General features: G+C 28.9%; 12 protein-coding genes. 11 read left to right on the forward strand and 1 reads right to left on the reverse strand.

Annotated features, from left to right (window positions below):
* The first annotated feature begins 459 nt into the window (after positions 1–459).
* The 9 genes from atpB (at position 460) to DAD81_RS05140 (ending at position 8,601) form a co-directional block, all read left to right on the forward strand.
* Positions 460–1,551, forward strand: coding sequence for a F0F1 ATP synthase subunit A (gene atpB, locus DAD81_RS05100; RefSeq protein WP_111707156.1), 1,092 nt, complete (start codon positions 460–462; stop codon positions 1,549–1,551).
* A 32-nt stretch (positions 1,552–1,583) separates the two neighbouring features.
* A complete protein-coding gene (gene atpE / locus DAD81_RS05105; protein WP_168814679.1) occupies positions 1,584–1,775 on the forward strand; it encodes an ATP synthase F0 subunit C in 192 nt (63 codons plus the stop codon).
* Between the two features lie 74 nt (positions 1,776–1,849).
* Complete coding sequence (locus DAD81_RS05110) at positions 1,850–2,350, forward strand: F0F1 ATP synthase subunit B (RefSeq protein WP_111707158.1); 501 nt, start codon at positions 1,850–1,852, stop codon at positions 2,348–2,350.
* Positions 2,351–2,357: 7 nt separating this feature from the next.
* Complete coding sequence (atpH, locus tag DAD81_RS05115) at positions 2,358–2,900, forward strand: ATP synthase F1 subunit delta (protein WP_111707159.1); 543 nt, start codon at positions 2,358–2,360, stop codon at positions 2,898–2,900.
* 46 nt (positions 2,901–2,946) lie between these two features.
* Entirely contained in the window at positions 2,947–4,524 is a 1,578-nt protein-coding gene (atpA, locus tag DAD81_RS05120; protein ID WP_111707160.1) for a F0F1 ATP synthase subunit alpha, read from the forward strand.
* A 62-nt stretch (positions 4,525–4,586) separates the two neighbouring features.
* Positions 4,587–5,447 (forward strand): ATP synthase F1 subunit gamma, encoded by an 861-nt coding sequence (gene atpG, locus DAD81_RS05125; RefSeq protein WP_111707161.1) that lies wholly within the window; start codon positions 4,587–4,589, stop codon positions 5,445–5,447.
* Between the two features lie 221 nt (positions 5,448–5,668).
* A complete protein-coding gene (locus tag DAD81_RS05130; RefSeq protein WP_111707162.1) occupies positions 5,669–6,592 on the forward strand; it encodes a hypothetical protein in 924 nt (307 codons plus the stop codon).
* Between the two features lie 112 nt (positions 6,593–6,704).
* Positions 6,705–7,460 carry an SDR family NAD(P)-dependent oxidoreductase gene (locus tag DAD81_RS05135; RefSeq protein WP_111707163.1) on the forward strand — a complete coding sequence of 252 codons (756 nt, stop codon included), beginning with the start codon at positions 6,705–6,707 and terminating at the stop codon, positions 7,458–7,460.
* A 7-nt stretch (positions 7,461–7,467) separates the two neighbouring features.
* On the forward strand, positions 7,468–8,601 hold the full coding sequence (locus DAD81_RS05140) for an ATP-binding protein (RefSeq protein WP_111707164.1): 1,134 nt from the start codon (positions 7,468–7,470) through the stop codon (positions 8,599–8,601).
* Between the two features lie 27 nt (positions 8,602–8,628).
* On the opposite strand, the gene DAD81_RS05145 is transcribed toward DAD81_RS05140, so the two are convergent.
* On the reverse strand, positions 8,629–9,960 hold the full coding sequence (locus DAD81_RS05145) for a deoxyguanosinetriphosphate triphosphohydrolase (protein ID WP_111707165.1): 1,332 nt from the start codon (positions 9,958–9,960) through the stop codon (positions 8,629–8,631).
* A 161-nt stretch (positions 9,961–10,121) separates the two neighbouring features.
* On the opposite strand from DAD81_RS05145, the gene DAD81_RS05150 reads away from it, so the two are divergent.
* Both DAD81_RS05150 and DAD81_RS05155 read left to right on the forward strand, forming a co-directional pair.
* Positions 10,122–10,517, forward strand: coding sequence for a carboxypeptidase-like regulatory domain-containing protein (locus DAD81_RS05150; protein WP_157961082.1), 396 nt, complete (start codon positions 10,122–10,124; stop codon positions 10,515–10,517).
* 98 nt (positions 10,518–10,615) lie between these two features.
* Positions 10,616–13,351, forward strand: coding sequence for a TonB-dependent receptor (locus DAD81_RS05155; protein WP_111707167.1), 2,736 nt, complete (start codon positions 10,616–10,618; stop codon positions 13,349–13,351).
* The last annotated feature ends 308 nt before the right edge of the window (positions 13,352–13,659 follow it).

Genomic DNA, 13,659 nt, shown 5'->3' on the forward strand with positions numbered 1-13,659 from the left:
TATTTTTACTAGTATGTTTAGTTTTTGGAATTCATTTAACCATTTTACATTTTTTAAACTTCCAATTATTTGACAATCAAATTGTTTTAGCTTACGTTGTTAATTTACTATTAGCATTTCTAATTTTTGGAAGCTTAGTGAAGCTTAAGGCTAAATTTGAACATTTACTTGGGTTTATATTTATGATAGGTAGTTTTATAAAATTTGCTGTATTCTTTCTGTTTTTTTACCCTATTTATAAGTTAGATGATAGCGTAAATTCTCTTGAAGCAGCCTCTTTTTTAGTGCCATATTTTATATGTTTAATTTTTGAAACATATTACCTAGTTAAATTAATGAATAACAAGATTTAATCGCTAAAAATTTAGAATTCCATAATCTCAATAAATAGTTTTTGGTTTCTGATATAAAAACATATATTTGCAAAATATTTTTAGGCACCACTAGTAATAAAGTGATATGTACAGAATTAACATTATAAAAACCCTTTCATTACTATTTTTGGTAATGACAATTTCAGTAAACGCTCAACATGAAACTACTCAAAAGGTTCATGAAGAAAACTCAGATTCCACTGTGGATTTAAGAGCTGAAATTAAAGCAGACATTAAACACCATTTACTAGATTCTCATGAATTTACGTTATTTCATAGTAAAGAAACGGGAGCTGGTTTTACAATTCCACTGCCTATTATTTTGTGGGATGGAGGTCTTCAAGTATTTTCTTCTTCTAAATTTCATCACGGTGAAGAGATAGCTGAAAATAATGGAAATTACTATAAGTTACACCATAGTAAAATTTATAAAACAAATGCTGATGGAGCGTTAAATTTAGATGAACACCATCATCCAACAAACGCAAAACCATTTGATTTATCTATCACTAAAAGTGTTGTAGGTATTTTAATAATTGCAATTTTTATGCTTTGGTTATTTAGTAGTTTGGCAAAATCTTATGCGAAGAACAATGGTATTGCTACTGGTATGGGACGTTTTTTTGAACCTTTAGTGCTTTTTATTAGAGATGAAATTGCCATTCCTAACATTGGAGAAAAACATTATAAGCGATATATGAATTATTTATTAACTATATTTTTCTTTATATGGTTTATAAATTTATTAGGTTTAACGCCACTAGGTGTAAATGTAACTGGTAATATTGCTGTTACTTTTGCGTTGGCTATTTTAACCTACTTAATCACAACATTTACTGCTAAAAAAACGTATTGGAAACATATTTTCTGGATGCCAGGTATTCCTTGGCCAATGAAAATAATTTTAGCACCAATTGAATTATTTGGAACTTTTATTAAACCGTTTTCATTAATGATTCGTTTATATGCCAATATGTTAGCTGGGCATACAGTGTTAATGAGTATTTTAGCTTTAATATTTATTTTTAAAAGTTGGATTGGTGGCCCATTATCCTTTGGATTGGCATTTGTATTGTCAATTCTAGAATTATTAGTCGCGGTACTTCAAGCATATATCTTTACAATGTTATCAGCCCTATATTTTGGATCGGCAGCTGAAGAACACGAAGATCATTAAAAAGAATGTTTAATTAATTAATTTTATATATTATGGAAATTCCAGGAATTGTAGGTGCAGGTTTAATTGTTATTGGAGCTGGTATTGGTATTGGTAGAATTGGTGGTTCAGCAATGGACGCTATTGCTCGTCAACCAGAAGCTTTTGGTAAAATTCAAACTGCTATGCTTATTGCAGCAGCCTTAATTGAAGGTATTGCATTTGCAGCTTTATTCGCATCTTAAGAATTAAAAATAAAAGGCTATAACGGTTGGTTGTAGCTTTTTATTAAATTAAACAAAACATAATTAAAAAAATCATGGAACAATTAATAAGTGAATTTTCTTTTGGACTTTTCTTTTGGCAAGTAGCAATATTTATATTGTTAGTTTTCTTGTTGAAAAAAATGGCTTGGAAACCAATTTTAAATGCGGTAAACGAAAGAGAAGAAGGTATTAAAAATGCCTTAGAAGAAGCTGAAAATGCGCGTAAAGAAATGCAAAATTTAAATGCAGATAATGAGCGTATTTTAAAAGAAGCACGTGCACAACGTGATACTCTTTTAAAAGAAGCACGTGAAATGAAAGAAGGCATTATTGCAGAAGCAAAAGGAGAAGCACAAATACAAGCAAATAAAGTTGTTGAACAAGCACAAGCAACAATTCAAGCTGAGAAAAATGCAGCTATTTCTGATATTAAAAATCAAGTAGCTGAGTTATCTATTGGAATTGCTGAAAAAGTTGTTAGAGGTGAATTATCAGACAAGAATAAGCAAATTAAGCTTGTTGAAGAAATGTTAAAAGAAGTAACAATTAGCTAATTAACAGATGAGCGGATCCAGAGCAGCAGTAAGGTATGCAAAAGCAGCATTAAGTTTTGCAGTTGAACAACAAAATGAAGTTCAAGTGAATGATGATATGGTGTTGGTTGTAAATACCATTCAAGAAAATAAAGACTTGCAATTATTTTTAAACAGTCCTGTTTTAAAATCGGAGCTTAAAAAATCTACATTGAAAGATGTATTTTCTGGTAAAATTGGAAATATAACTTCTGGAGTAATTGATTTGTTAGTTGATAATAAACGATTATCAATATTAGAAGATGTTGCAAAAAAATACTCTGAACTTTTTGATAAACTTAAAGGGATTGAAGTTGCAAAAGTTATTTCAGCTGTTCCTTTAACAGAAGTTTTAAACAAACAAGTTTTAGCTAAAGTAAAAGAGATTACAGGAAAAGAAGCAACAATAGAAAATGTTGTAAATCCTGATATTATTGGAGGGTTTATATTGCGTATTGGTGATGTTCAATATGATGCAAGCATATCTAATAAATTACAAGTATTAAAAAGACAATTTGAAAGCGAAAGCTAATATTCAAATTAAAAAAATAAGATTTTAGTTTTAAATAATAAATAAAATGGCGTCAATAAAACCAGCTGAAGTTTCAGCAATTTTAAAACAACAATTAGCAGGATTTGAAGCTTCTGCATCCTTAGACGAAGTAGGAACAGTATTACAAGTAGGTGATGGTATTGCTCGTGTTTACGGTTTGGCAAATGTTCAATATGGTGAGCTTGTTGAATTTGAAGATGGATTAGAAGCAATTGTACTAAATTTGGAAGAAGACAATGTAGGTGTTGTTTTATTAGGTCATTCTAAAAATATTGTTGAAGGATCTACAGTAAAACGTACTGAAAGAATTGCTTCATTACAAGTTGGTGAAGGGATTGTTGGTCGTGTTGTTAATACATTAGGTGAACCAATTGATGGTAAAGGAGCCATACAAGGTAAAACTTATGAAATGCCATTAGAGCGTAAAGCTCCAGGTGTAATTTTCCGTGAACCGGTAACTGAACCATTACAAACTGGAATAAAAGCGGTTGATGCTATGATTCCTGTTGGAAGAGGTCAACGTGAGTTGATTATTGGTGACCGTCAAACTGGTAAATCTACAGTTGCTATTGATACTATTATCAATCAAAAAGAATTTTATGATGCTGGTGAGCCAGTTTATTGTATATATGTTGCAATTGGTCAAAAAGCATCTACGGTTGCTAATATTGCAAATTTATTAGAAGAAAAAGGAGCTTTAGCTTATACAACAATTGTTGCAGCTAATGCATCTGATCCTGCCGCAATGCAAGTATATGCGCCAATGGGAGGTGCTGCAATTGGAGAGTATTTTAGAGATACAGGTAGACCAGCTTTAATTGTTTATGATGATTTATCTAAACAAGCAGTTGCTTACCGTGAGATTTCATTATTATTACGCCGTCCACCGGGACGTGAGGCGTATCCAGGGGATGTTTTCTACCTTCACTCTAGATTATTAGAACGTGCAGCAAAAGTTATTAATGACGATACTATTGCTTCTCAAATGAATGATGTACCAGATTCATTACAAGGATTAATAAAAGGTGGTGGTTCTTTAACTGCATTGCCAATTATTGAAACACAAGCGGGAGATGTTTCGGCATATATTCCAACAAACGTAATTTCTATTACTGACGGACAAATTTTCTTAGATGGAGATTTATTTAACTCAGGTGTGCGTCCAGCTATTAATGTAGGTATTTCTGTATCTCGTGTAGGTGGTAATGCACAAATAAAATCAATGAAAAAAGTAGCAGGTACTTTAAAATTAGATCAAGCACAATACCGTGAGTTAGAAGCTTTCGCTAAGTTTGGTTCAGATTTAGATGCTGCAACTATGAATGTAATTGAAAAAGGAAAACGTAATGTTGAGATTTTAAAACAAGCTCAATCAGATCCTTTTAAAGTTGAAGATCAAATTGCAATTATTTATGCAGGGTCTAAAAATTTATTAAGAGATGTTCCAGTAGAAAAAGTAAAAGAATTTGAAAGTGATTACATTCAATATTTGAATGCAAAACATAGAGATACTTTAGATATTTTAAAAGCTGGTAAATTAACTGATGAAGTTATAGACACTTTAACTAGTGCAGCAAAAGAAGTTTCAGCTAAATACGCATAATTAAGACTTTAGTGTAGAGCATTAAATAAAATTTAATACTCTACACTTAATACCAAAAATAAATGGCAAACTTAAAAGAAATACGTAATAGAATTACATCCATTGGTTCAACAATGCAAATTACCAGTGCCATGAAAATGGTATCGGCAGCTAAGTTGAAAAAAGCGCAAGATGCAATTACGCAAATGCGTCCGTATGCCAATAAGTTAACCGAACTTTTACAAAGTTTGAGCGCTACTTTAGATAGTGATGTTGGTGGTGTTTATTCTGAACAAAAAGAAGTTTCAAGAGTATTATTAGTAGTAATTACATCTAATAGAGGTTTGTGTGGTGGTTTTAATTCTTCAGTAATTAAAGCTTCTATTAAAAACATTGAAGATAATTTTAAAGGTAAGCAAGTTGATTTGTTAACCATTGGTAAAAAAGGAAATGATCTTTTATCTAAAACACAAAATGTTATTGAAAATCATAATGAAATTTATGATGATTTAACATTTAATAATGTTGCTGTTATTGCCGAAAAAATAATGAGTTTATTTGCTGAAGGTAAATATGAAAAAGTAGAATTGATTTACAATCAATTTAAAAATGCTGCAACTCAAATTGAAACAATAGAACAGTTTTTACCTATTGTTCCTGCTGAAGGTGAATTTAAAGGAAATGTAGATTATATTTTTGAGCCAAGTAAGGCTGAAATAGTGTTAGAATTGATTCCTAAATCTTTAAAAACACAACTTTATAAAGCAATAAGGGATTCATTTGCTTCTGAACATGGTGCTCGTATGACTGCTATGCATAAAGCAACTGATAACGCAACAGATTTACGTAATGATTTACTACTTACGTATAACAAAGCAAGACAAGCAGCAATTACAAATGAAATTTTAGAAATTGTTGGAGGTGCTGAGGCTCTTAATAATTAAAAGAGAATTAGTAATTAAGGCATTAGACATTTAATTTTATTTGTAAATTAAAATATAAAAAGCTTCTCAATATATATTGAGAAGCTTTTTTTGCTTCATAATAATATTTAAAAAACTTTAAGTATCATAAAATCAACAAGATATGTATTCTTGTTGATCGGTTTATTGTTTTTGGCATAGATTTTGAAAAATCTAGTACATAACCCATAAAATAATTAATTATGAAATCAATAAAATTACTTTTCGCAACTTTAATAATAGGAGTATCAATTGCTTCATGTAGCGTTGTAATTGACGATGTTCATGATTCACGTTATGTAACTCTTGAAGATATAGTAACATCTTATGATTTATGGTATATAGATTATAATAAAACCACAGGGAATGGAGATGTTGCTTTTTTATCAAAAGCATTTACAATTTCATTTAGAAATGGTAACTTATATGCTAATAATAATTTGGTTGATATTGGTTCAACAGGAAGTGGTTATGGTATTCAAATTGGATATTATAATACAAATGGAGGTTTTCTAGAAGTAGACCATGGATTAGATGGATATTTTGATTTTGATGTTATTGAAGTTTCAAATGATAGAATAAAGCTAAAAGACAATTACAATAATGTAACTTACTATTTAGAAGGTTACCAAAACTATAGTTTTGATTTTGATCAAATATTTTATGAAAATATAGAATATTTTTTACAAGAGTATGATGCTTGGGAAAAATCATATGTTAGTGATGCCGGAAGTATAAATGAATTTGATAATGAAAATTACCTTGCATTTACACCTGAAAATTTAACTACTTTTTATTCTTCACAAGATCAAGTTGGCACGAATATTGCAAACATTTATTGGGATTATGTAGGAGGTTATGAAGTGTTTAATGTTGAAGGTTATGATAATTTAAAAATTTTAACATTACATTATGATTCGTTCGGTACTGAAGAATTTGAATTGAGCGTTATAAATGATGGAGAGATTAGTTTGTATCACGTAGATTCTGGAACAACATATGAATTTACTGGAAAAGGATTTATTCAATATTTAAAAAATAGTTCGTTAAAAAATAATGTAAGTAAAGAAGGACGAAAACGAACTAAAGTAATAAGAAAAACGAAAATTAGAAGAAATTTAAAATAAAGTTTGGTTAGTTGATTTTTAATTGGTTATGGGTTAATAACCAATTAGCAAAAAACCGCTCCCCCTTGGAGCGGTTTTTTTGTATATTTATAGTTGTTAAAATTATAAGAAAATGAATCATAAAACGGCTTTTATAACAGGAGCAACTTCAGGAATTGGAAAAGCTACTGCAAAAATTTTTGCAAAGAATAAAATTCAATTAATACTTTGCGGTAGAAGAACTGATAGGTTAGCTCAATTAAAATTGGAATTGGGGAAATATACAAAGGTTACAACTCTACAATTTGATGTAAGAGATAAAGAGGCAACTTTTAAAGCTATTGATTCTCTTCCGTTTGAATTTCAGAAAATAGATATTTTAATTAATAATGCAGGAAATGCTCATGGTTTGAGTTCTATTCAAGACGGAAACATTGAAGATTGGGATGCTATGATTGATATAAATGTAAAAGGATTACTGTATGTATCAAAAGCTATTATTCCAAAAATGGTTGAAAACAATAGGGGGTTTGTGGTAAATATAGGCTCTATAGCAGGTAAAGAGGTGTATCCTAACGGAAATGTTTATTGTGCTTCAAAACACGCTGTAAATGCTTTAAATAAAGCTATGCGGATAGATTTGAATAAACATAACATTCGTGTTTCCGCAATTCATCCAGGTGCGGTAGAAACAGAGTTTTCTGAAGTTAGATTTAAAGGAGATAAAGAAAAGGCTAATAATGTTTATAAAGGTTTTGATGCGCTACAAGCAAATGATATTGCAGAAATAATTTATTTTGTAATATCAAGACCAATACATGTAAATATAGAAGATTTAATAGTATACCCAACAGCCCAAGCGAGTGCAACAATTTTGAATAGAGAATAACAGGATAATGATAAATAAGCGTTTACTAATTAAAAATTTATTAGCCCATAACGATGAAAACAGCTTTTATGATAAAAAGCGAAAAATTTCATTAGGTACAAAAGAAGGGAAAGCTAAATTTTTAAAACATGTTTGTGCGTTATCTAATTCAAATCCTGATAATAATTCTTATATAGTAATTGGTGTTGAAGATCAATTCAATAAAATTGAAGGTGTTGATTTTTTTGATGATAGTAAAATTCAAAATCTAATAAATTCTTATTTTGAAAATCCACCAATAATTCATTATGAAAATATACCATTTCCAAGATTGCCAAGGCATAAAGTTGTTGGCTTAGTTACTATAAACCCAATTAATAAGGTTACATCTTTAAAAAGATCCATTTGGAAATATAATAAAGGCTTGGTTTTTTATAGAAGAGGAAGTAATTCTATGCATACATTTGGAAATTATGAGTTAAAAAGCACCAACAAAGAGGTTGTTGAAGCTTTAGAGAAAAATGCAAGCAATAATATTAAGTTGACTTTAGATGGGGTTTTTGATTTTTTTGAAAGACATAAGCCAGAATATAACCCTACTTACAAAGTGTTTAATGAGCAATTTGTGCTTTGTTGGGCAGGTAAAAAGAAAATAGTTGAAGATAAAATATTTTATTCAAGAGTTGATATTGAATTAATAAACGAACAAGTACGGCTATTTTATTCTGCATTAGATGAAGTTAAAATTGAATATAATAATCAATCTTTTATAATTACTGAGTATGTTTTTTTAAGGATAAAAGACGAATTTGATTTTCATCCTTTCGAAAAAACAATAATCAACTTTAAAGAAAATGGAAAACACGATATAGCAACCGAGTTTTTATTTAATCCGCCTCAATTCAATAAAAAAGATTTATATCATATTTTTAATAATTGTAATGCTATTTTAAATAAGCTAAAGAAAAATATTGACCTAACTAAAACTGAATTAATGGATTTAGAAGAATTACCAACAAATCTTATGATTTGTGTATTAAATGGTATTCCAAACGCATTTTTAAGGTTAGAAGAGTCTAAAAAATATTTAAGAAGATTAGATGATAAATCTACTTATATAAAATATAAAGAAGCTGCTCGTGTTTTAAGAAAGGTTAATTAAAAAACCTAATTTTTATGTTCAATAATACTAACCATTTATTTTTTTATAGAGTTGTAATGCAAAACCATCGGTTAAACTTGCTACAAATCCAGAAATAGCTAAAAGCCTTAGATATAGTGTTTTTTTTGGTTTTTGTAAACCTTCAGGCAATAAGTTTAAAATTAATTTATCATAATTAGACATATTGTTTTCAAACTTATGATTGGAAGCGGTTAAAAATACATCCAACAATTTAGCAATTATAGAATAACCCATTAGTTCTTTTTCAACAACTTCACGACTTCTATAAATTTTTTCAACACTAAGTTTAATAATGTCATTTATTTGCGCTTCATATTTGCATTTTTCTAAAAGAGAATATGGAAATTCTCCTTTTAAAATTGCAGCTTCATTTTCTAAAAATACTTTTGTTGCTTCGCTAATTAATGTTCCAATTGCTAAAGCACGTAAATAACTTAAACGATCTTTTTTATGTTTTAACTGATAGTATTTTTCTGAATTAATGCTGTCTTTAACTAACTTAATTAAATATTCAAGGGCAAATTCTTCTTCAATTAAACCTAGGTTTATACCGTCTTCAAAATCAATAATTGTATAACAAATATCATCCGCAGCTTCAACCAAATAAGCCAAAGGATGTCTTTTAAAAGCAATATTTTCTTTTTCTCCTGTTGCAATTAATCCTAATTCTTTAGCAACATTATTAAATGCGGTTAAATCAGATTGGAAAACCCCATATTTTTTATCCGCAATATGTGTAGTTGGTTTTTTAGGTAATGATTCTTTTGGGTACTTTATAAATGCTCCTAATGTAGCGTAGGATAAACGCAAACCACCTTCAACACCTTCTTTAGTTTCAGTTAAAATTCTAAAACCGTTAGCATTTCCTTCAAAATCAATAAAATCTTGCCATTGTTTATCTGAAAGGTCTTTTTTATGTTTTTGTCCGTTACCGTTTAAAAAATATTCCCCAATTGCTTTTTCTCCACTGTGTCCAAATGGCGGATTTCCAATATCATGAGCTAATGCTGCTGTAGCGACAATAGCTCCAAAATCATTCATTTTGTATCCTTTTTCATTTAAATCAGGATATTTTTCTATTATTTTTTCTCCAACAATTCTTCCTAAGGAACGAGCTACAACACTTACTTCTAAACTATGAGTAAGTCTTGTATGAACAAAATCTGTTTTAGATAAAGGAATAACTTGAGTTTTGTCTTGCAAGCTTCTAAATGAATCCGAAAAAATAATTCGATCATAATCTACTTCAAACCCTAAACGAGTTTCATCTTGTTTATTTCTTAATCTTTCCTGTTTATCACCATATCTTTTTAAGGATAATAACTGATTCCAATTCATTTTTAGCTATTTAAAATTTTCACGCAATATAGCTATTAAATATGTTTAAAAAAGGATTGCCTTTGTGAAACTTAACGTTTTCTAAAAGATTAGTTAATCAACAATTAACCATTACTTAACATTAAAGAATGTTCTTTGTGTTATCAAAAAAAAATACAAAAATGCGTTATTTTATTATAGTTGTTTTATTAGTTGTATCAAGTAATATTACTGCTCAAAAACTAAAAACAGGTTCCTTAGTAGCTGTTTATAATCAAAAAAGTGAAGTGAAAGGAATTGTTTTGGATGCTGAGAATGAAGGAGAACCTTTATATTTTGCGGAAGTAACTGTAAAAGAATTAAATAAAACTGTTGAAACCGAAATTGACGGTTCATTTAAATTAAGTCTTAAACCTGGTGAATATACGTTGGTTTATAGTTTTATTGGATATGAAACTGTTGAGATTCAAAATGTTAAAATACAAGGTGGGAATGTTTTAAAACTTAAACAAGTATTAAAAGCTTCAAAACCTGATACTCCAAATTTAAATACTGTTGCTTTTTTCAGCTCAAAGTAGTTAACTTTAAATTAACTCTTTTATTACCATATGATAACCACTGATTAACAATTCATTTACGTTTTAATTATTTCTTTGCGCCATAATTAAAAGAGAAAATGAAAAAATTATTTATAGTAATATTTGTATTTGTAAATACATTAATTATTGGTCAGACAAAAGGAACCATTTCTGGTTTAGTGTTAGATAAAGAAGTTGATAACTCTCCATTACCATTTGCAAATGTATTTGTTAAAGGAACAACAATAGGAACTACAACTGAATTTGAAGGTACTTATTCTTTTCAAGTAGATCCAGGAACTTACACGGTAATATTTAGTTTTATTGGTTACGAAACAATTGAGGTATTAAATGTAGTTGTAAATGAAGATGAAACTACAGTTTTAAATAAAACATTAAGTGCAAGTCAAGGAGTTTCGTTAAATGAAATTCAAATAACAGGAAGTTCTAAAAAAGAATCGGAAACTGCACTTTTATCTGAACAGAAAAAAGCAACTGCAATTAAAGAAAGTATTGGATCTGAAAGATTGGCAAAAACAGGAGTTTCTAATGCTGCAGCTGCAACCTCAAAAATTTCAGGAGTCACAAAAAATGAAGGTTCTGGTGATATTTATATTCGTGGTTTAGGAGATAGATATTTATCTTCAACAATGAATGGTTTGCCTATTCCGTCTGATGATGTTGAAAAGAAAAATATTGATTTGAATTTATTTTCAACAGATATTATTCAAAACGTTGGAATTAGTAAAACATACGCTACAGAAAGTTATGCAGATCAAACTTCGGGAAATGTAGATATTACTACAAAAGGATATAATGGCGGTAAATTTACTGTTGGTTTAACTGCAGGTTCAAATACAAATGTTCTAAAAAATGGGGTTTTTGGTAATTTTAGAGCTACACAAAATATTAATGATGTAAGTTTTGGTATTTATTCAAAATCGTTGGCGTTAGTTGATGCTGTTACACTACAAAGTTGGAATACAGAAACTAGATCTACACCTTTAAATTTTGGAATTTCTCTTGCTGGAGGGAAAAAGATTGAATTGTTTGGAAAGGAATTAGCTGTTTTTGCAACGGTTACCCATAACAACTCATTTAAAAATGAAACCGGAATTTTTAAGAAATATAGATCAAATGTTCTTGATAATTCTTTTACGGATGTTGAAAGTTACAAATCTAATGTAAACACAACGGGCTTATTAAATTTTAAATATAGATTGAACGAAAATCATAAAATATCATATAATAGTTTATTTGTAAATAAAACAATTGATAATTTATTTGAACAAGGTAGAAATGGCGAAGGTTATGTTTTTGATCAAGATCCATCAGAATATGGTGCTTTTGTGAGAGATCAAAATATAAAGCAAACCAGAATGATGGTAAATCAAATTGCAGGTGAACATAATATTTCAGAAATAAATGAATTAAAATGGGCCGTAGGTTACAATTATGTAATTGCAAAAGAGCCAAATAGAATAAGAAATGAGGTTAATATCTTAGATGAATCAACGGTTCAATTTGCCCATGTTGGAGATTTTCAACAAAGAAAATCAAGTCAGAAAATTAATGATACTGAACTTAATGGTTATTTAAAAGATCAAATTACATTTAATGAAGAAGCAGATCAACCAATTAAATTAAATTTTGGTGCTAATTTTCGTCAAAAAGAAAGAAGTTTCACCTCTCAATTTATTGGTGTAAGAGCAAAAGGATTTCAAGTTTCATCTATAGATAATTTGTCTGAAGCATTTCAAAGTATTTACTTTAATAATGGATCGTTAATTTTAAGAGAAAGAAACCCCGATCTTTATAATGCAAATTTAGATGTATACGCTGGTTTTGCAAATGTTAGTTTTGGTTTTAATAAAATTACTGGTAATGTAGGTGTTAGGTATGAAACCGATGAGCTTGGTATTATTTGGGATGTAGCAAATTATGTAGGTAGAGTTGGTAGTTTAACAAACAACTACAATAATGTTTTACCAAGTTTAAATTTAAAATATGAACTAAACGAAAATAACTTTATCCGTTTAGCAGGAAGTAAAACAATTACCTTACCTGAGTTTAAAGAGTTAGCACCATTTGAATATGTTTCACCTGTTGGGCGAGTTACAAAAGGAAATCCAGATTTAAAAGAATCAACAAATTATAATATAGATTTAAAATGGGAACTTTTTCCATCTTCAAAAGAATTGATTTCTGTAACGAGTTTTTATAAGAAAATTGAAGATCCAATTAACTTATCACAAACAAGAGGTTCATCTGGTAATTTTTCTTATGATAACACTGGGGAAACAGCAAATGTTTATGGTTTAGAATTTGAAACAAGACTTGAATTAATTGATGAAGAAAACAAAAGTTTAAATTTAAACTTTAATGCTACAAAAATGTGGTTCAATCAAGATTTATTAGAGGAGTTTCAATATAAAGGACAAACAAAATCTGATTTACAAGGCGCTTCAGATTTTATAGTTAATACTGCAATTAGTTATTCAACTAAAAGTGAAAAAGAATTTGTAGCTACATTGGCTGGTAATTATTCTTCCGATAAAATTTACGCACTTGGCGCTCCAGAAGATTTTGCAAGTAGCGATGTTTTATATAATGATAAAATTATAGAGAAAGGTTTTGTAACGTTAGATTTGGTTTTTACTAAAAAATTGAGTGAAAAGCTATCTATTAAATTAGTTGGGAAAAATATTTTAGATCCGAGTATTGAACAATCACAAAAAGTTAAAAGTCTTTCAACTAAAATAGAAACTAATGAAATTGTTAGTTCTTACAAAAAAGGAGTGAACCTAAATTTAGGAGTTAAATATACATTCTAAATATCCTTGAGCTCTACATTAAAAAAGAGGCTATATTAAAAGTAATAAACGTTGTCATTCTGAACTTGTCTTAGGGCCTAATCATACTGATTATCAATCTTTATAAAGCCTGAAGCAAGTTCATGTTGGCGTAAACTTCACTTTTAATATAGTCTCTTTTTATTTTCAAAAATCAGCATAACAATTTTTTAACATTACTGTTAAATACAATCAAATTCATAATACATACTTAATATTTAGTTAAGGACTTAGTAGCAATAAAGAAAGTTATTTGCAGTAAATAATTTAAATAAAATTAAAAATAAAAA

It is taken from the genome of Lutibacter citreus, assembly GCF_003260195.1.
Taxonomy (GTDB): Bacteria; Bacteroidota; Bacteroidia; order Flavobacteriales; family Flavobacteriaceae; genus Lutibacter; species Lutibacter citreus.